The organism is Arcobacter sp., from assembly GCF_050300555.1.
GTDB lineage: Bacteria > Campylobacterota > Campylobacteria > Campylobacterales > Arcobacteraceae > Arcobacter.
The window spans coordinates 120,888-139,202 of record NZ_JBNKXY010000002.1; the positions used below are offsets into that span (position 1 = coordinate 120,888).

At 29.4% G+C, this 18,315-nt stretch carries 20 protein-coding genes; 10 read left to right on the top strand and 10 right to left on the bottom strand.

All coding sequences use genetic code 11. From position 1 onward, the window contains the following. Positions 1–15: 15 nt before the first annotated feature. The 5 genes from purB to ACQY5W_RS02310 all read left to right on the top strand — a co-directional run bounded on the left by purB (position 16) and on the right by ACQY5W_RS02310 (position 5,558). Positions 16–1,344 carry an adenylosuccinate lyase gene (gene purB / locus ACQY5W_RS02290; protein WP_428023322.1) on the top strand — a complete coding sequence of 443 codons (1,329 nt, stop codon included), beginning with the start codon at positions 16–18 and terminating at the stop codon, positions 1,342–1,344. Between the two features lie 29 nt (positions 1,345–1,373). Continuing rightward, positions 1,374–3,758, top strand: coding sequence for a ribonucleoside-diphosphate reductase subunit alpha (locus ACQY5W_RS02295; protein ID WP_428023323.1), 2,385 nt, complete (start codon positions 1,374–1,376; stop codon positions 3,756–3,758). A 47-nt stretch (positions 3,759–3,805) separates the two neighbouring features. Next, positions 3,806–4,825 (top strand): ribonucleotide-diphosphate reductase subunit beta, encoded by a 1,020-nt coding sequence (locus ACQY5W_RS02300; protein ID WP_428023324.1) that lies wholly within the window; start codon positions 3,806–3,808, stop codon positions 4,823–4,825. A 143-nt stretch (positions 4,826–4,968) separates the two neighbouring features. Continuing rightward, complete coding sequence (locus tag ACQY5W_RS02305) at positions 4,969–5,283, top strand: hypothetical protein (RefSeq protein WP_428023325.1); 315 nt, start codon at positions 4,969–4,971, stop codon at positions 5,281–5,283. Beyond that, positions 5,280–5,558: a hypothetical protein gene (locus ACQY5W_RS02310; RefSeq protein WP_428023326.1), complete on the top strand. Its 279-nt coding sequence runs from the start codon at positions 5,280–5,282 to the stop codon at positions 5,556–5,558. The genes ACQY5W_RS02305 and ACQY5W_RS02310 overlap by 4 nt, the downstream gene beginning before the upstream one ends. Before the next feature lie 261 nt (positions 5,559–5,819). On the opposite strand, the gene ACQY5W_RS02315 is transcribed toward ACQY5W_RS02310, so the two are convergent. Further along, positions 5,820–6,437, bottom strand: a complete 618-nt coding sequence (locus ACQY5W_RS02315; RefSeq protein ID WP_428023327.1) for a LysE family translocator — start codon at positions 6,435–6,437, stop codon at positions 5,820–5,822. Beyond that, entirely contained in the window at positions 6,438–7,319 is an 882-nt protein-coding gene (locus ACQY5W_RS02320) for an EamA family transporter (RefSeq protein ID WP_428023328.1), read from the bottom strand. Between the two features lie 140 nt (positions 7,320–7,459). Between ACQY5W_RS02320 and ACQY5W_RS02325 the strand changes: the two genes are divergently transcribed. Then, positions 7,460–8,344, top strand: coding sequence for an AraC family transcriptional regulator (locus tag ACQY5W_RS02325; protein WP_428023329.1), 885 nt, complete (start codon positions 7,460–7,462; stop codon positions 8,342–8,344). A gap of 18 nt (positions 8,345–8,362) precedes the next feature. Next, positions 8,363–8,749, top strand: a complete 387-nt coding sequence (locus tag ACQY5W_RS02330; protein WP_428023330.1) for a VOC family protein — start codon at positions 8,363–8,365, stop codon at positions 8,747–8,749. Here the strand turns inward: ACQY5W_RS02330 and ACQY5W_RS02335 are convergent. Beyond that, entirely contained in the window at positions 8,733–8,963 is a 231-nt protein-coding gene (locus tag ACQY5W_RS02335; RefSeq protein WP_428023331.1) for a hypothetical protein, read from the bottom strand. The genes ACQY5W_RS02330 and ACQY5W_RS02335 overlap by 17 nt on opposite strands. Positions 8,964–9,176: 213 nt before the next feature. Between ACQY5W_RS02335 and ACQY5W_RS02340 the strand changes: the two genes are divergently transcribed. Both ACQY5W_RS02340 and ACQY5W_RS02345 read left to right on the top strand, forming a co-directional pair. Then, positions 9,177–9,947, top strand: coding sequence for an OmpA family protein (locus ACQY5W_RS02340; protein ID WP_428023332.1), 771 nt, complete (start codon positions 9,177–9,179; stop codon positions 9,945–9,947). A 2-nt stretch (positions 9,948–9,949) separates the two neighbouring features. Continuing rightward, positions 9,950–10,339 carry a hypothetical protein gene (locus tag ACQY5W_RS02345; RefSeq protein WP_428023333.1) on the top strand — a complete coding sequence of 130 codons (390 nt, stop codon included), beginning with the start codon at positions 9,950–9,952 and terminating at the stop codon, positions 10,337–10,339. A 2-nt stretch (positions 10,340–10,341) separates the two neighbouring features. Here the strand turns inward: ACQY5W_RS02345 and ACQY5W_RS02350 are convergent, their stop codons facing one another. The 6 genes from ACQY5W_RS02350 to ACQY5W_RS02375 are packed head-to-tail and all read right to left on the bottom strand — an operon-like array spanning position 10,342 to position 17,109. Beyond that, complete coding sequence (locus ACQY5W_RS02350) at positions 10,342–10,785, bottom strand: low molecular weight protein-tyrosine-phosphatase (protein WP_428023334.1); 444 nt, start codon at positions 10,783–10,785, stop codon at positions 10,342–10,344. Between the two features lies 1 nt (position 10,786). Then, positions 10,787–11,503, bottom strand: a complete 717-nt coding sequence (locus tag ACQY5W_RS02355; protein ID WP_428023335.1) for a carbon-nitrogen hydrolase family protein — start codon at positions 11,501–11,503, stop codon at positions 10,787–10,789. Further along, positions 11,478–12,878: a phosphomannomutase/phosphoglucomutase gene (locus ACQY5W_RS02360; protein WP_428023336.1), complete on the bottom strand. Its 1,401-nt coding sequence runs from the start codon at positions 12,876–12,878 to the stop codon at positions 11,478–11,480. The genes ACQY5W_RS02355 and ACQY5W_RS02360 overlap by 26 nt, the downstream gene beginning before the upstream one ends. Next, positions 12,875–14,110, bottom strand: coding sequence for a glutamate-5-semialdehyde dehydrogenase (locus ACQY5W_RS02365; RefSeq protein ID WP_428023337.1), 1,236 nt, complete (start codon positions 14,108–14,110; stop codon positions 12,875–12,877). The genes ACQY5W_RS02360 and ACQY5W_RS02365 overlap by 4 nt, the downstream gene beginning before the upstream one ends. A 51-nt stretch (positions 14,111–14,161) precedes the next feature. After that, positions 14,162–16,099, bottom strand: a complete 1,938-nt coding sequence (locus ACQY5W_RS02370) for an adenylate/guanylate cyclase domain-containing protein (protein WP_428023338.1) — start codon at positions 16,097–16,099, stop codon at positions 14,162–14,164. 35 nt (positions 16,100–16,134) lie between these two features. Next, entirely contained in the window at positions 16,135–17,109 is a 975-nt protein-coding gene (locus ACQY5W_RS02375; protein WP_428023339.1) for a YhdH/YhfP family quinone oxidoreductase, read from the bottom strand. A 107-nt stretch (positions 17,110–17,216) separates the two neighbouring features. Between ACQY5W_RS02375 and ACQY5W_RS02380 the strand changes: the two genes are divergently transcribed. Then, entirely contained in the window at positions 17,217–17,552 is a 336-nt protein-coding gene (locus ACQY5W_RS02380; protein WP_428023340.1) for a winged helix-turn-helix transcriptional regulator, read from the top strand. A gap of 67 nt (positions 17,553–17,619) precedes the next feature. On the opposite strand, the gene ACQY5W_RS02385 is transcribed toward ACQY5W_RS02380, so the two are convergent. Further along, positions 17,620–18,315: an ABC transporter permease gene (locus tag ACQY5W_RS02385; RefSeq protein WP_428023341.1), complete on the bottom strand. Its 696-nt coding sequence runs from the start codon at positions 18,313–18,315 to the stop codon at positions 17,620–17,622.

An 18,315-nucleotide genomic window follows, 5' to 3' on the forward strand; every position in this document is an offset into this window, starting at 1 on the left:
ACAAGGGATTTATTTATGGTAGAAAGATACGCGCGTGAAGAGATGAGTTCAAAGTGGACTCAACATGCAAGATATGCTGCATGGCTAGAAGTAGAGAAAGCAGCTGTAAAAGCTTGGAATAAAATTGGTCTTATTCCTGATGAAGATTGTGAAAAAATAGTTAAAAATGCTACATTTTCAGTTGAGCGAATAGAAGAGATTGAAGCTGTTACAAAACATGATTTAATCGCATTTAATACAAGTGTTTCAGAGTCTTTAGGTGAAGAATCAAGATGGTTTCACTATGGTATGACAAGTTCAGATGCTGTTGATACAGGGGTTGCTCTTCAAATGAGAGACTCTTTAAAAATTATCATTGATGATGTAAAAATGTTAATGGAATCTATTAAAAAAAGAGCACAAGAACATAAATTTACTTTAATGGTAGGAAGAAGTCATGGTATTCATGGTGAGCCTATTACTTTTGGTTTGACTTTAGCTGTTTGGTATGATGAAGTTGCAAGACACCTTAAAAATCTTGAAGAGACTATGGAAGTGATTTCTGTGGGACAAATTTCAGGAGCTATGGGTAACTTTGCCCATGCACCACTTGAACTTGAAGAGTATGCAATGGCAGAACTTGGACTTAAGCCAGAAGCTTGTTCAAATCAAGTTATTCATAGGGATAGATATGCAAGACTTGCAACTGCTTTAGCACTACTAGCTAGTTCAGTTGAAAAGTTTGCAGTACAAGTAAGACACCTACAAAGAACAGAAGTTTATGAAGCTGAAGAGTATTTTGCAAAAGGGCAAAAGGGAAGTTCAGCTATGCCACATAAAAGAAATCCAATTTTAACAGAAAATATTACTGGACTTGCACGTATGATTAGAGCTTACGCAGTTCCAGCTATGGAAAATGTTGCTTTATGGCATGAAAGAGATATTTCTCACTCTTCTACAGAGAGATTTTGGTTACCAGATGCTTTTATTACAACTGATTTTATGCTTCACAGAATGAACAGTGTAATAGCAAATTTAACAGTTATGCCAGAAAATATGATGAAAAATTTAAATCTAACTGGCGGATTAGTATTTTCTCAAAGAGTTTTATTAGAACTTCCAAAAGCTGGAGTTTCAAGAGAAGATGCTTATAGAATAGTGCAAAGAAATGCGATGAAAGTTTGGGAAGAGATACAACAAGGTAAATCAACAACAAACGAAAAAGGTGAGTCTTTATATTTACAATATCTTTTAGGTGATGAAGAACTAAGAAATTCATTATCGGAAGAGCAAATAAGAGAGTGCTTCAATTTTGACTACTACACTAAAAATGTAGATGCGATATTTAATAGAGTTTTTAAATAACAAAATAAAATTTATTTAAAGGTAATACAATGGCTTTAATGATTCAAAAAAGAAATGGTAGAAAAGAGATTTTAGATATTACTAAAATCCAAAAGATGACAATAGCAGCAACAGAAGGGTTAGAGGGAGTTTCACAAAGTGAGTTAGAGTTAGATGCTCATATTAAATTTATAGATGGTATGAGTTCATCAGATATTCAAGATGCTTTAATAAAAACAGCAATTGAAAAAATTGATATTGATGTTCCAAATTGGACTTTTGTAGCAGCAAGATTGTTTTTATTTGACTTGTATCACAAAGTAGGACGTACGACAAATAGTGTTAAAGGTGACGCATATAGCCATTTAAAAGATTATATTAAAGTTGCTCAAGATGCAGGAAGAATGATTCCAGGACTAGAAACAGGATATGATTTAGAAGATTTAAATAACTATTTAAAGCCAGAAAGAGATTTACAGTTTAATTACCTTGGTATTAAAACTTTATACGATAGATACTTAATCAAAGATAGAAATTCTGAACCAATTGAGTTACCACAACATATGTTCATGGGAATTGCAATGTTCCTTGCTCAAAATGAAGAGAACAAACAAGAAAGAGCAAAAGAGTTTTATGATGTTGTTTCTAAATTTGAAGTTATGCTTGCAACTCCAACATTAAGTAATGCAAGAACAAACAGACACCAACTTTCATCTTGCTACATAGGGTCAAGTCCTGATAATATTGAAGGTATTTTTGATGGTTATAAAGAGATGTCACTATTATCTAAATATGGTGGTGGTATTGGTTGGGATTGGAACCAAATTAGAGCCTTAGGTGGAGCTATTGATGGTCATAAAAGTGCTGCTGGTGGGACTGTTCCATTTTTAAAAATCACAAATGATATTGCAATCGCAGTTGATCAATTAGGTACTAGAAAAGGTGCAATTGCAGTTTATTTAGAGCCATGGCATATGGATGTTTCTGATTTCTTAGATTTAAAGAAAAACTCTGGTGAAGAAAGACGAAGAGCACATGATTTATTCCCTGCCCTTTGGATTCCAGATTTATTTATGCAAAGAATTTTAGAAGATTCACACTGGACACTATTTGATCCAAATGATGTAAAAGATTTAAGTGAACTTCATGGGGAAGCCTTTGAAAAAAGATATGTGGAATATGAGCATGATGATTCAGTTATAAAAGAGAGAATCAAAGCAAAAGATTTATGGAAGAAAATATTAACTTCATATTTTGAATCAGGTTCTCCTTTCCTTTGTTTTAAAGATAACGCAAACAGAGCAAATCCAAATGGACATATAGGACATATTAGAAGTTCAAATCTATGTACAGAGATTTTTCAAAATACAAACCCAAATAGTTACAAAATAAAACTAGAGTTTGAAGATGGTACTATTGAAGTATATGAAGAAGAAGATACTGTTAAAGTTGATTCAGGAATTGTTAAAAAAGCAAACAAAGTAACTGCACTTGATTCTATTGATGGTAGAAAAATCTTTATAGTTGAAAAAGAAAAAACAGATGGAGATACAGCTGTTTGTAACTTGGCATCTATTAACTTAAGTAAAATATTTACAAAAGAAGATATTGAAAGAGTTGTTCCAACTGCAATTAGAATGTTAGATAATGTTATTGATTTAAATTTTTACCCACTTAGAAAAGTAAAAGCTACAAACCTAAAATCAAGAAGTATTGGTCTTGGAGTAATGGGTGAGTCTCAAATGGTTGCAGAAGAAAAACTTGTATGGGGAAGTGCTGATCACTTGAAAAAAATTGATAAAATTATGGAATCAATTTCATTTAATGCAATTAAATCAAGCTCAGAACTAGCAGTAGAAAAAGGTAAATATCCTACTTTTGAAGGTTCAAACTGGTCAAAAGGTATTATGCCTCACGACCATGCACCACAAGCTGTTAATGCACTTGTAGAAAAAGATTTATTTGATACTGGATATGATTGGGATGCCCTAAGAGAACAAGTAAAAAGAGATGGTATGAGAAATGGTTACCTAATGGCTGTTGCTCCTACTTCTTCTATTTCAATCTTAGTTGGAACTACACAAGCTATTGAGCCAGTTTACAAAAGAAAATGGTATGAAGAGAACTTATCAGGACTTATTCCTGTAGTTGTTCCAAAATTAAGCCCTGAAACATGGTCTTATTATACTCCTGCTTATGAAGTTGACCAATTAGATATTATCAAAGCAGCAGCAGTTAGACAAAAATGGATAGACCAAGGACAAAGTACAAATATCTTCCTTTCTTTGGATAAAGCAAGTGGTAAATATATGCACCAAATTTATACTTTAGCTTGGCAATTAGGATTAAAATCAACTTATTATCTAAGAAGTCAATCACCTGAAGCTTCAAATGATGTAGAAGATAGAAGTATGGAATGTGCAGGTTGTCAATAAGATAACCTGATTTTCAATGTATGACAAAAATAATTTAAGGCAGAAAAGTGGCAAGAAAAACTATATATAACCCAGATTCAAAAGAGAGTCTAAACGACAGAAGAATTTTTGGTGGTAATCCAGATGGTATGATTAATTTTACAAGAATGAAATATCAATGGGCTTTAAACCTTTGGGATACTATGGAAGCAAATACTTGGTTCCCTAGAGAAGTACAAATGACAGCTGATGCAAAAGATTATAAATATCTTACCCCTGCTGAAAAAAGAATGTATGATTTAGTTTTATCCCAACTTATTTTTATGGATTCTTTACAAACAAATAATCTAATGGATAACATAAACCCTTATATTACAGTTCCTGAAGTAAATGCTTGTCTTTCAAGACAATCATATGAAGAAGCAAATCACTCAAAATCGTATGCAGTTATGGTTGAATCAATCTCTGATAATACAGATTTGATATATGATATGTGGAAAAATGATGAAAAACTAAGAGAAAAAAATGACTACATAGCAGGGGTTTATAAAAACTTAGCTGGTGAAGTTACTGATGAAAAGATTCTTTTAGCGATGTTTGCTAACCAAATTTTAGAAGGATTATATTTCTATGCAGGTTTTGCAGCAATGTATGCCTTAGGAAAATCAGGGAAGATGTTGGGAAGCTCACAAATGATAAAATTCATCCAAAGAGATGAAGTGACACACTTGCTACTTTTCCAAAATATGATTAACTCTACAAGAAAAGAAAGACCAGAACTTTTTACCCCTGAATTAGAACAAACTGTTAGAGCTATGTTTAGAAAAGCTGTTGATTTAGAAGCATCATGGGGAGCATATATTACTCAAGGTCAAATCTTAGGTTTTACAGATGGAATTATCAGACAATATATCGAATACCTAGCAGATAAAAGACTTGATGCAGTAGGATATAAGCCCGAATATAATGTTAAGCACCCTATCCCATGGGTAGATGGATACGCAAGTTTCAATGACCAAAGAACGAATTTCTTCGAAGGAAATGTAGTGAATTATTCAAAAGGAAGCATCGACTTCGACGACTTTTAGAATTCCATCTTTTGCCCAGACTCTGCGTTGGAACTTAAAATTTATAGACTCACTTACTTTAGTAAGCTCCTCCATAAATTTTAAACTCCGCCTTGATTCAGAACAAAATATGAAATTCTATATTTAAATTTTAAAGGATTTAAATGAATGAATCTATTACTTATTCACTTTCTTTAGTTGAGATAATTTCCTTAATACTAGCGGTTTTCTCAATTGCACTTGGAATATTTGCAATTTGGATTACACTATATTTAAAAAAAGAATCAGATAAAATAAATCATTCTACTCAAGATTTATTAATAGAAATTAAGACTGATGCTAAAGCAATCTCTGCTGGAGTAATGAGAGAAATGGAAGAGTGGGGGAAAGCAGGTAGAGCTGCATTGACATCAAGTTCACAAGCAGAAAATCAATCAGGTACTGGGGTATCTTTAAAAAATGAAGGAAAGTCTAAATGAATAATTTATTTATTTCTTATGATTTAAATTCTCCAAATCAAAATTATGATGTAGTTATAGAGAGTATAAAAGAATTAGGAAATTGGGCATATATTAATAAGTCAACTTGGTATGTAAGTTCGTTATTAAGTGCAGAAGAAGCTGCAAAAAAAATTCATTTGAAGATGGATTCTAATGATAATTTAATTGTTATTAATACTTCTAATAATGAAGCATATTGGTATAATTTATCAGATGAAGTGAGTAATCATATTCAAGAATTTTGGTATAAATAGTAGAAATCCTTGCCTTTGACAACTCGGCTGGCGGCTTTTTCTCAAAGAGACTGCAAGCACAGCTCTTACTTTTTAACACTATGCTGGAACTTAGTGACTAAATCCCGAAGGGCAAAAAGTAAGAAAGCGAAGAACTTGTTCTTCAAGAGAATATTAAAATTTAAAGGTGCCAATTTGGCACCTCAAGTTAGTATAGGTTTTAAAATTAAACAAACCCTAATATATTTAGTTATGAGAAAAGTAATAAGAACTAAGTTCTTATTACAAATCTTCGAGTATCACAGGGACAACTGATACAACTAAAAGTATCGCCATGATAAGATTAAATTTTCTTACATGACTTTCATCTTTTATAAATCTTTTTAAAGCAACTCCACCCATCGCCCAAGCATTACAAGATATTGCACCTGCAAGTAAAAATAGTATGGCTATTATAATTACTTGACTTATACTATTATCCTTTGAAGTTACAAAAATTGACATGGAAGTCATGGACATAATCCAACCCTTTGGATTTACCCATTGGAAAAGTGCTGCTTGCAAGAAAGTAAAAGGTTTATGTTTTTCTTTTATTTTCATATGTCCTTTACTACTTGCTATTTTATATGCCATCCAAAAAAGATATAACATACCTACTATTTTAAGTATTTTAAGAACTATAGGAAATCTTTCAAATACAATTCCAATACCTAAACCCACAAGTAAAACCATAACCGCAAAACCTAAAAATACCCCAAATACATGGGGTAAAGTCTTTTTATATCCAAAGGTTAAACCAGAAGACAAAAGTAAGACATTGTTTGGTCCTGGTGTTATGGTTGCAGTTAGTGCAAAAGCTGCAATAGAAACTAACATTGTAATAGTGTATAACTCTTCCATTTAAACTTCTTTATAAATTTTTTCTAAAAATCTTTTTCCAAATGTATTAATAGCCAAGGCAAATATAATCAAAAATGAAGCAACTATTTTAATCAGCCCAATTTTTTCATCAAAAATAAAATACGAACCAGTTAGACCAAATATAGGAATAAGTAGGCTAAGTGGTGCAACACTAGATACAGGATATTTATGTATTAGTGTATTCCATATCCAATACCCTAAAAGCGTAGTGGGATATACTTGGAATAGTATGGAAAATATTGCAGTATTTGTTAGGTTTTCAAAAAAGTTTGTAAATACAATTTCTCCATTTGTCAAATAAGCCAATACAAATAATGGAATTGGTGAAAAAATACTTGACCAAACCATAAATGAAAACAGGTTTTTAGTTTGAGCTTTTTTTACTATAATATTTGTCAAACTCAAAGAAACAGCAGCTATTAAAACCAATATCAAGCCAAGTGTAGTAACTGAACCATCTGTCACACTGATTATTAAAACCAATCCAAAAAGTGCTATGGCAAAAGCAATTTTTTTACTTAAATCTATGGTTTCATCTAATATAACAGCTCCTAAAATCACAGTTAAAAAAGCACTCATTTGAAGAACAAGTGACGCCATACCTGCTGATATTCCAAAATAAATTCCTAAAGAAACTATTCCCCAAAGTCCAACCCCAAATAAAAGTCCATAAGAGACTAGATATTTTATGTGTACATTAGGTCTTTTTATAAAAAACACCAAAGGTAAAGCACACAATAAAAATCTCATACCTGATAATATAAAAGGATCAAGATCTATAAGGCCTAGTTTAATTACTGAAAAATTAACTCCCCAAACAAAAGTGATAAAAAGTGCTAATAAAAAATCATTTCGTTTCATTAAACTACTCCTTTTTAATTTTATATGAGATTTTATCTTTTAATATTTTTTTATTCTTTACATATTTTGGTTAAAAAATTATCTATTTTTGTTCATAAAAAATACATTTTATGTTAAAATTAATAAATATAAGGAAAAATATGCAAAAAAGAGATACTTATAACAAACATGTACAAATAGCAAATGATACCATGTATTATATATATGAGTATATAGATACTGATATTAATATCGATGATTTAGCTTTAAGTTTTGGTATTAGTAAATTTCATTTGCATAAAATATTTAAAGAGATTATGGGCATAAATATTTATGAAATCATAAAATCAACACGACTACAAAAGGCATCAAACCTTTTGCTTACAAATAAATATTCAACTATCACTCAAATAGCTTCCATGTGTGGATATAGCTCCCAAACTTCATTTATAAGGGCTTTTAAAGAGAGATTTCATCAAACTCCTAAAGAGTGGAGAAAGGGAGGATATAAAGAGTATTCAATGAATATCTTAAAAAATTCAACTTTAGCCTTATATGAAAAAAAAGATTTTGAAAACATAGAACCAAAAATCATAAAATCAAAGGCAAGAGCAACTTATTATATAAGACAAAGGGGTTATTTAAAAACTCAAGTTGTAAAGATATGGCAAAAACTTCAAGCATGGGTTTATACTAACAATATAAATAATTATGAAGAGATAGGAATTTACCATGACAATCCAAGTATTACACCCCATAGTGAGTGTTTTTATGTGGCAGGGATTATTCCAAAGGGTGAGGTGGATTTATCAAATACTAGCTTGCCATTATTTTATACTCCTGAAGCACTTTATGCAACTTTTGAGATAAAAGGAGAGTTAGGTGATGTGCTTAGATTTATTCAATGGGCATATCATGATTGGTTACCAAATAGTGGATTTGAAACTACAACAAACCCTTCTTATGTGATATTTAAAAAGAATCACTTTTTAAGTGAAGATGGAAAATTTGAAGCAACCTATTACTTGCCTATTCAATATGTATAAATTTTGTTATAATTTTTTATGATAAAAATAAATAGATTAGACCATTTTGTCTTAACAGTAAAAAATATAGACACAACTGTAGAGTTTTATACTCAAATTTTAGGTATGGAAAAAGAAGTTTTTAAAGGTTCTCGTATTGCTTTAAAATTTGGAAAAGCAAAAATAAATCTTCATGAATTGGGACATGAGTTTGAGCCAAAAGCTTTTAATGTCAAAGAAGGAAGTGCAGATTTGTGTTTTATTGTTGATACACCCCTTGAGGAAGTAAAAGAGTTTTTAGATTTAAAAGGTATTGAAATCATAGAAGGAATAGTACCACGAACAGGAGCTCTAGGAACTATAAAATCCATATATCTAAGAGACCCAGATATGAACTTAATAGAGTTGTCTAATTATACTTCATAGCTTTATATTTTTTCTCATCAAGAAAAAGTTTGATAAGTAAAACTGTTAATAAAAATAAAAGTAAATTTAAAACAGCATAAAGAGTATCTAATAAATCTGGTGTAGATATGTTTTCTGTTTGAAATTGAAAAAATATAATCTCTGTAATTCCAAAAGAGATAAAAAAAGAAACAATCAATATCGAAATAAATTTTAAAGTATTAGAGTATAACATTTTAAACCCTCCTAAAGACCATATATATAATTTTAGGGAAAAGATGTCACATCTTGCGTCACAAAATCAAAAAATTCCAAAAAATTTCTAAATTTAACCATTAATTAAATATTTTTTATAAATATTATTTTGTTTTTTTTATAATTTATAATTTTTTGTTGAAAAATATAATTTTTTTAGATACAATAAATGGATTTTATGAAAGAGAGCTACATGAGTGTAATTAAGCAAATTATTTTTTTAGTTTTTCTGTTAATTGGCGTAATGCTTGGCTGTGTATATACTTATTTTACTCAATATGAAATCGAAATGAATACTCCTACTCTTATAGTTTCTCAAGAAGAAATAACTAATCCTTCTCCCTCTGAACAAAAAATAAATGAAGAAATAACAGAAAATAAAGAAGTTGTTGATAATGAAGAGGAAAAAGTAAATGAAGAGATAGATAAAAAAGTTGAAGAGCTTAAAGAAATAGAGAAACCTGAAATTATAGATGAAAATAATACTATTGTAGAAGAAAAACAAGTAGAAGAGAAACCAAAAGAAGTAAAAGAACTTTCACAAGAGAAAAAGATTGAAGAATTATCAAAAATGATTCAACCTAAAAAAATTTTAAATGCTAAAACTCAAGAAGAGATTGATAAAGTGCTTTCTAAAGAGAAAATTTTTTTTAAAAGATTAGGAACTGATGTTACAGATGAGAGTTATAAAGTTATTGAAGAAATAGCGAAAATATTATTAAAAAATGAAAATGTTAAGATTGAAATAGGTGGTCATACGGACGCAAAAGGCGAAACAGAAGTAAATAAGTGGATATCTTTAGAAAGAGCAAAGAGTGTAAAAAAAGAGTTGGAAAAACTTGGTATTTTAAAGGATAGAATTACTGCTGTTGGTTATGGGGAAAGTAAACCTTTAGTTCCAAATGATAAAAATGGTTATTCTTTTGAAAATAGAAGAGTAGAATTTAAAATAATTGAGGAATGAGTATGTTGATAATTGCTTCTAAGATAGTTTTTTGGTTACTTGCTGTGTCTATACTTTCTATGTATATTGGTTTTTTAGTTGGGAAACTAAGATATAAGAAGAAACCAGTTTCTTATGAAATAAATCCAATTCTTAGAAAGCCTGGAAATATCTATAATAAACCTTTTATTTTAGGAAATCCAAGACCAACTGGAAAAGATGATTTAAAAGAAATAGAAGGAATTGATAAAGATATGGAAAATAAACTAAATGCCTTGGGTATTTTTCATATTGAACAAATAGCAAAATGGACAGAAAAAAATGTTGATTGGATAGAAGAGTATTTTTCTATTGATAACAGAGTTATTGAAGAAGAGTGGGTAGAAAAAGCTAAAGCGATTATAAAACGATAGAGTTATTTTCTTACCTTCTCATCTAAAAGATTTTTAACACAAGTTTCAATCATATCAAAAACCTTGTCAAAACCTTCAAATCCATCAAAAAAGTATGGGTCAGGAACATCCTCTCCCTCAAAACCAAAATCTCCCATTAAAAGTGCATCTTTATATCCAAGTTCTTTTAAAGAAGTTATATTTTTTGAATCAAGTCCAATAAGTATGTCAAATTTTTTAAAGTCATCTTTGCAAACTTGTCTTGCTTTGTAGTTAGAAATATCAAGACCTCTTATTTTGGCTATCTTTTGAGAGTCAGGGCAAGGAGCCTCTCCTATGTGCCAAGAGCCAGTGCCACAAGAATCAACTTCCACTTGGTAGTCTTTTTTTTGTGCATAATCTCTGGCAATAGCTTCTGCAAGAGGTGAGCGACATATATTTCCTAAACAAACAAATAAAATCTTCATATCATTTAATACCTACATCTAAATATTTTCTCATAAGTTTTATCTCTTTTAAATCAACTATTTTAGAGATAATTTCTTTTTCATCATCAAGGGTAATTTCTCCAAATGGAGTGATTATTGCAGAACTTTTTGCACAAGACTCATCTGCACTATCACTTGCTATTACAAAGCATTGATTTGCAACTGCTAATGCCCTTGTTAGTGTTTCATAGTTATCTTTTCTTTTTGCTCCCCACATTGCAGGGATTAAAATAATATCAGCACCTTTTAGTTTTTGCCAATAATCTATAAATCTCAATTCAAAACAGATTAATACACCAATTTTAAGACCATCTATTTCAAAAAGTTTTATGTTTTTTTCTTCACCTTCTGTAAAGTATTTATTCTCATCATTTAGAGTAAAGAGTTTGATTTTTGATTGTTTGTGAACAATTTTTTCTTTATGAAAAATATAAAAGGTATTAAAATACTTTCCCTCTTCTTTTGTGGTCATTGTTAGTGCAATAGTTCTATTTTTAGAAAGGATAGTTAATCTTTTTATAGCCTCTATAGTGAGCTTACTTGCTTCTTCTAACCTTTCATAAGCATAAAGTGTTAAACAAAGCTCAGAAGCTAATATAAATGATTCTATTGGTGTTTGTAAAATAAGTTTTTCAAGATAATCTAAATTATCTTGAAAATTTTTTGTTGGTTTAGTTTGTAATGTTACTAAGTTCATTTTGGCTATTTATTATTATCTCATTTAGTTTTGTTTCATAAAGTTTCGCAATTTCTAAATCAGTAGATTCAAATCTTGTCACAAGTACAGGAGTTGTGTTTGAAGCTCTTATTAATCCCCATCCTTGTTCAAATATTACCCTTACTCCATCAACTTCGATAATATCTAAGATTTTAGGAAAATCACTTCCTACTTTTTGAAGGTTATCTTTTATTTTATCCATTAAAGGAAATTTTTCTTCTTCAGTTGTTTTTATTTTTATCTCTTCTGTTGAATATACTTTTGGCAAAGAGTCAATCTCTTTATCAATATCCATACCATTAAAAATAAGTTCTAAAAGTCTAAATGTAGCATAAATAGCATCATCAAAACCAAAATATCTATCATTGAAAAATATATGTCCTGATACTTCTGCTGCCATATCTGCATTTAGCTCTTTTAGTTTTACTTTTAGATTTGAGTGTCCTGTTTTATACATAACAGCTGTACCCTTTTCATTGATTCTATCATACATGATTTGGGTACATTTAACTTCACCAATAATCACTGGGTTTTCCATAGTTTTTGCAAAAAGAAGTGCCATAATGTCACCTTTTACATTATGCTTTTTAGTTAAAAATGCAATTCTATCTGCATCTCCATCATAGGCAAAACCATATTCATAGTCACCTTTTAGTTTCTCAATTACATCTTTTAGGTTTTTTTCTTCACTTGGGTCTGGATGGTGATTTGGGAAAGTTCCATCAGGTTCACAATATAAGGCATCATAATTTAATTCTAAGGCATCTAAAATATCAGTTAAAACTGTATCTGCAACACCATTTCCACAATCAATAATAAGTTTTTGTTTCATACCTTTTAGGTGAGAAAATTCTTTTATCATGTAGTTTTTATATAAACTTTTTACATCGATTTCTTCAAAAGAGTTATTATCTTCTATTATCATATCTTGATTTAGAATTATTTTTTCACCCATAGAGTATATATCTTCACCAAAAAAGGGTGCATTTGAAATAGTGATTTTAAAACCATTATACTCACTTGGATTGTGGCTACCAGTTATCATAACTGAAGCATTTGGTTTTATTCCATTAAACTCTTGAAAAGAAGCAAAATAGTTAACTCCCGTTGCAACCATTCCCATACCTAAAACTTTACAACCTGCTTTATTAAAGCCTGAAGTTAGGTAGCCAAAAAGTTCAGGTGAATGTGTTCTTGCATCATACCCGATTACTACAACTGGTTCTTGAATTTTAGTTCTTTTTATGGTCTCTAAACCTAAATAATAACCTATAAGTTTTGAACTTTGTTCATTTAATTCACTACCAACAATTCCTCTAATATCATACTCTCTAAAAATACTTTTGTTTATCATTCTCTAATTTGTCCATTTCCATAAACTTTAAATTTAAATGTTGTTAAATCATTTATTCCCATTGGTCCTCTTGAGTGAAGTTTATTTGTGGAAATTCCTACCTCAGCACCAAGCCCAAAAGCTCCACCATCTGTAAATCTTGTACTCGCATTTGCATATACACAAGCAGAATCTACTTCATTTAAAAACTTATTTATATTTGTATAGTTTTCACTAATAATTGCTTCAGAGTGACCTGAACCATGTTTTGCGATGTGAGATATGGCATCATCTATATCTTTTACAACTTTTATGGATAAAATATTTGCTAAATATTCTGTGTCATAGTCATTTTCACTTGCACAATGAATATCAATATATTCTCTCGTTGTAGCACATCCTCTTAATTCAGTACTATTTTGAATAAAGGCTTCATGCAAAGGAGGTAAAATATATGCAGCTACATCTTTATGAACTAAAAGTGTCTCTAAGGCATTACATGCACTAGGTCTTGAACACTTAGCATTTATTGCTATTGATATTGCTTTTTCATGGTTTGCATCTCTATCAATATAAGTATGACAAACTCCTTTATCATGCTTTACTACTGGTACTGTTGCATTTTCGCTTACATATTTTATTAAGGCTTCTCCACCTCTTGGTACGATTAAATCCACATATTTATCTTGTTTGATTAATGTGGCTACTCCTTCCCTTGAAGAGTCAGGTAGTAAAGATATGGCATTTTGTGGAAGAGCATTATTATCTAAAACATTTCGTAAAATAGTTGCTATTGCTTTATTTGAGTTTTCGGCTTCTTTTCCACCTTTTAAAACACAAACATTTCCACTTTTAAAACATAGTGCTGCTGTGTCACTTGTAACATTTGGTCTGCTTTCATAGATGATTCCAATTACTCCAATAGGAATAGATACTTTTTGAATATTTAACCCATCTTCTGTTATCCAACCATCAAGTGTTCTTCCCACTGGATCTTTTTGCATAGCTATTTCTCTTATAGCTTTTGCCATACCCATAACCCTATCACCTGTAAGAAGTAACCTATCCATCAATGCTGCATCTAGATTATTTACTCTAGCATTTTCCATATCTTTTTCATTGTGGCTAATAATATAATCACAATGTTCAATAATAGCTTCAGCCATTTCATTTAGAACTTTGTTTTTGATTTCACCACTTAAAGTTGAGATATGTCTGCTTGTTTTTTTTGCTTCTGCTAAAAATTGTTGCATGAATTCTCTTTTAATTATTGTAAATTTTTTCTATTTTATCTAAAAAACTCTTTAAATATTTTTTTCAACATCTGAAATTGTATTTTTCAAGATATTCAATACACTTTTTTTATCAATTTCATTTAGGTCTAAAATAAGATTAAAGCCATTTTCTTCTTGGATAATTGTACTGTTACTACTACTAGAAAGTACTTCATATGTCTGTATTGGATGAGCTATACCTTTTACTGTCAACTCCTCTTTTTTTGCACATTTTATATTATCTTTAATGAGCATATAGGTCTCACTAGATATTAAAACTTGGTCTGGTCTTGCATTTGATTCAAGTCTTGAGGCTAGATTTACAACTCCTCCAATAATAGTATAATCAAGTCTATTTTTTGAACCAAAGTTTCCAACTGTACAGTGTCCACTATTTATTCCCATTCTTATATGGAAAGGTTTACTTATACCATCCCTTTGCCATTTAATACGCAATTTACTCATCTCTTCTTTCATCTCAATTGCCATATTTATACATGAAACTGCATCTTCTGTTTTGCCATTTGACAAGGGATCTCCAAAGAAAACCATAATACAATCCCCAATATATTTATCAATGGTCCCTCCATGTTTAATGGCAATACTAGACATAATGTCCAAGTATTCATTTAAAAGTTGAGTTAAGGTTTCGGTTTCAACACTATCTGTTAAATCTGTAAAACCTTTAATATCAGAGAAAAATACAGTTAAATATTTTCTTTTAGATTCAATTTGTACATCTTGTTTTCCACTAAATATTGAATCAAAAAGTTGAGGAGATAGATATTTTGCAAGTTTATTTGATAAATTTTCTAAAGTAACCTTTTGATTTTGAACATCTATTAGAGCACCTTGTAACTCATTTGTTCTTTGTTTGATTTTTTCTTCTAGGGTATTTTGATGTTGTTCTATATTTTTTGCCATATTGTTAAAAGTAGTTGCAATTTCATTAAACTCTTTATCTTCTTTAATAACAATATTTGCACTATAATCACCATCTTTTAATTTTTTAACACCAATATTTAGTTTACTAATGATATTAGTAAGTTTAGAAGATATATATAAAGTTAAAGCAATAGTTATTAAAATAATTGTAATTACTAAAGTAAATTGGATTAGAGATGTTTTACTTAAAAATTGTTCAGCAAGTTCTTCTATTTTTATCTCAATAGAAGTTGACTCCTTTCTATTTTCTTTTAGTATTTTTGTAAGGTTATCAGTTAAATTTTTCTCTTCATTTTCTATATTATTAATATCAATGGCTAAATTACCAACAATATCAACAGTTTTTTTATACTCAATAAATAAGGGAAGAAGATTAAATGGATCTTTTTTAGTTAATTCTAAAATAATTTCATCAATTGAATTTGTCCAACTTAAAAATCTTTTTTTATCTTTATGTTGATAAAGGGTCTCTTTACTGTAGTAACGTAAGTTTCCAAATTCTTGAATAAGTTTTAAGTTATTTGTTTTAAAAATAAGCTCTTGAAGTAGTTTTCTTTTATCATTTTCTTTTGGATAAAGGTCATTAAATAGTTCATCATGATATATATGTTTATCTTGATATTTATATATTTCATCAAAGATAAGTTCAATGGAGTGTTCATTTCTAAAAAGATTATTTAAAGAGACTAAAATATCTTTATTTTGACGGATATTTGGTAAGATATAATCAATAAAATCTTTTTGATTTTTTTGATTTATATCTTCCCTTAATGATTCAAAATCATTTTCATAGGTATTAAATTTTTCTTTTATTTTTTTTAATTTTTCAAGTGAATTCTCTAATATTGAAAAATTAATTAATTCATTCATATCTTCTTGAATGTTAATTAATCTAGAAACTTGTTTTGCAAAACTGGAATTTTCTTTCATATGATAGGTGGTTAGTAAACTCAATGAACTAATTGAAATAATAAAAACAACCAAAACTATAAAACTAAAAATTACCTTTTTTCTTATATTCATTTTGTCTCTTTTTTAATTGTTTAGACTTAATGATATTATATTTTTACTAAATATCTCCCTGAAGCTTTTCCTGTCAATAAAGATTTATATGCTTCTTTTATTTCATCAAGGCTTATTTCATTGGTTAGCTTTTCTAAATTTTCTATTTTAAACTCACTTGCAATTTTTTCCCATGCTGCAATTTTTTTCTCAATTTTACACTCAACAGAATCTATACCAATAAGTCTAACACCCCTTAAAATAAATGGGAAAACATTAGTTTGTAATTCAAATGATGAGGTTAATCCACAACAAGTAACCACACCATCATATTTTACTATTTTTAATGCTTCAGCTAAAATATTTCCACCAACTGTGTCAATTACTCCATCAAATTTTTCACTTCCCATTAGTCTTTTGTTTTCCACATCAAATTCGCTTCTTAGAATAATTTCATTTGCTCCTAAATCTTTTAGAAATTGTATTTTATCTTCTTTTCCAGTTATAGCCGTTGTATTAAATCCAAGTTTATGTAATATACTTATGGCTATACTTCCAACTCCACCAGTTGCACCAGTAACTAAAATATTTCCTTTTGTTATACCATTATTTAATAATTCATTGATACTCAATGCTGCAGTTAATCCAGCTGTTCCATAAATCATAATTTCTCTATCACTTATAATTTCAGGAATTTTAACTACCCAAGAATCTGGAACTTTTACAAACTCTTGATGACCACCATCTGTATTCATTCCTAAATCGTAACCTGTTACTAGAACTTTTTCTCCAACGCTAAATTTAGTTGAATTTGATTTTTCAATTATTCCTGCAACATCAATTCCTGTTACATGTGGAAAGTTTTTTGTAACTCCTGGATTTCCAACTGAACTTAAGGCATCTTTGTAATTAAGTGAAGAGTATGTTGCTTTTATTAATACTTCGTTTTCTCCAATTTCAGGTATCACAATATCTTTTATTCCCGATTCAAATTTTTTATCTTCTAATTTTTCTACAACATATGCTTTCATATTTTTTCTCCTATTTACTTATGCTATAACTTTAGCTAAAATTAGACAAAAGAACAAGAACATACTAAAAAAATAGGTACTATCTAAAAGTATAGTAAGGAAAAATAGTGGTTAAAAAAATAGAAAATTCAGCAATTGAAAAGTGTCCTGTGGAAACGGCACTTGATGCTTTATCAGGAAAGTGGAAAATTCTTATTTTATGGTATTTAAGAAGTGAAAAGAAAAGATTTAGTCAATTGGAGAAGCTTCTTCCTCGAACTACGCAAAAGATGTTGATACAAAAGTTACGAGAGTTGGAAGATGATGGAATTGTTCATCGGGAAGTTTATCCTGTAGTTCCTCCTAAGGTTGAGTATTCATTAACAGAATATGGACAAACACTAAAACCTATATTAAAGCAGTTATATTTGTGGGGTGAGATCCATAAAAACAAAGTTTCTTAATAAATGAATAATTTAATGAAGTTAAAAAAGGTTTTATTTTTAGTTATATAAGATAATTATATAGTTATTAAGAGACTTTGCTTTTATTTAATAAAAAGTAAATAACAGTACTAATTCCAGCACTTGATATTATCATTGTCATTATCATTATTTGATATCTAACAGCAATCAATGGGTCAACACCAGATAATATTTGTCCCGTCATCATTCCAGGAAGGGAAACCAGCCCAACTGCAAGAAGAGAGTTTATTTGAGGTATCATACAGGCTTTAAAAGCTATTTCTCTAGCTTTTTCAAAAACAACATCTCTTATTATCTCTTTTTCAAATCTTTCAATGGCTAAAGATAGTGCATTCATTGTATTTGCAAATATCATCCCTGCAATTGGTATTACAAATCTTGGCTCATAAAACTCTTTTAAATCAAGTACAAATTCTATAATTAAAACAAGATGAATAATCCCCGAAATAGCAATAGCAGTAAAAATTTTTGAGTAATGTTTAAAGCTTTTATCATTTGTATTTCTAAGGGCTATCCAAGTGGAAACAGTAACCATAAATAAAACTATAAATAAGCCAATAAAATTATCTTTTTTTTCAAATAAGAATATAAGAAAATAGCCTATTAAAAGCAATTGAAAAATCATTCTAAAGGTTGAGATTATTATTTCATATTTGTCATTTGTCCATTTATTATAATAATACCAGACAAATAAAAGTGGAATAAGGGTTAAAGATAGGTTAAAAAAAGGTATAGTTTGCAC

Excerpts from the sequence above, each read along its gene's own strand:
- purB (WP_428023322.1), top strand. The coding sequence starts at position 16 with ATGGTAGAAAGATACGCGCGTGAAGAGATGAGTTCAAAGTGGACTCAA.
- ACQY5W_RS02295 (WP_428023323.1), top strand. The coding sequence starts at position 1,374 with ATGGCTTTAATGATTCAAAAAAGAAATGGTAGAAAAGAGATTTTAGAT.
- ACQY5W_RS02305 (WP_428023325.1), top strand. The coding sequence starts at position 4,969 with ATGAATGAATCTATTACTTATTCACTTTCTTTAGTTGAGATAATTTCC.
- ACQY5W_RS02310 (WP_428023326.1), top strand. The coding sequence starts at position 5,280 with ATGAATAATTTATTTATTTCTTATGATTTAAATTCTCCAAATCAAAAT.
- ACQY5W_RS02315 (WP_428023327.1), bottom strand. The coding sequence starts at position 6,437 with ATGGAAGAGTTATACACTATTACAATGTTAGTTTCTATTGCAGCTTTT.
- ACQY5W_RS02320 (WP_428023328.1), bottom strand. The coding sequence starts at position 7,319 with ATGAAACGAAATGATTTTTTATTAGCACTTTTTATCACTTTTGTTTGG.
- ACQY5W_RS02325 (WP_428023329.1), top strand. The coding sequence starts at position 7,460 with ATGCAAAAAAGAGATACTTATAACAAACATGTACAAATAGCAAATGAT.
- ACQY5W_RS02330 (WP_428023330.1), top strand. The coding sequence starts at position 8,363 with ATGATAAAAATAAATAGATTAGACCATTTTGTCTTAACAGTAAAAAAT.
- ACQY5W_RS02335 (WP_428023331.1), bottom strand. The coding sequence starts at position 8,963 with ATGTTATACTCTAATACTTTAAAATTTATTTCGATATTGATTGTTTCT.
- ACQY5W_RS02340 (WP_428023332.1), top strand. The coding sequence starts at position 9,177 with ATGAGTGTAATTAAGCAAATTATTTTTTTAGTTTTTCTGTTAATTGGC.
- ACQY5W_RS02345 (WP_428023333.1), top strand. The coding sequence starts at position 9,950 with ATGTTGATAATTGCTTCTAAGATAGTTTTTTGGTTACTTGCTGTGTCT.
- ACQY5W_RS02350 (WP_428023334.1), bottom strand. The coding sequence starts at position 10,785 with ATGAAGATTTTATTTGTTTGTTTAGGAAATATATGTCGCTCACCTCTT.
- ACQY5W_RS02355 (WP_428023335.1), bottom strand. The coding sequence starts at position 11,503 with ATGAACTTAGTAACATTACAAACTAAACCAACAAAAAATTTTCAAGAT.
- ACQY5W_RS02360 (WP_428023336.1), bottom strand. The coding sequence starts at position 12,878 with ATGATAAACAAAAGTATTTTTAGAGAGTATGATATTAGAGGAATTGTT.
- ACQY5W_RS02365 (WP_428023337.1), bottom strand. The coding sequence starts at position 14,110 with ATGCAACAATTTTTAGCAGAAGCAAAAAAAACAAGCAGACATATCTCA.
- ACQY5W_RS02370 (WP_428023338.1), bottom strand. The coding sequence starts at position 16,099 with ATGAATATAAGAAAAAAGGTAATTTTTAGTTTTATAGTTTTGGTTGTT.
- ACQY5W_RS02375 (WP_428023339.1), bottom strand. The coding sequence starts at position 17,109 with ATGAAAGCATATGTTGTAGAAAAATTAGAAGATAAAAAATTTGAATCG.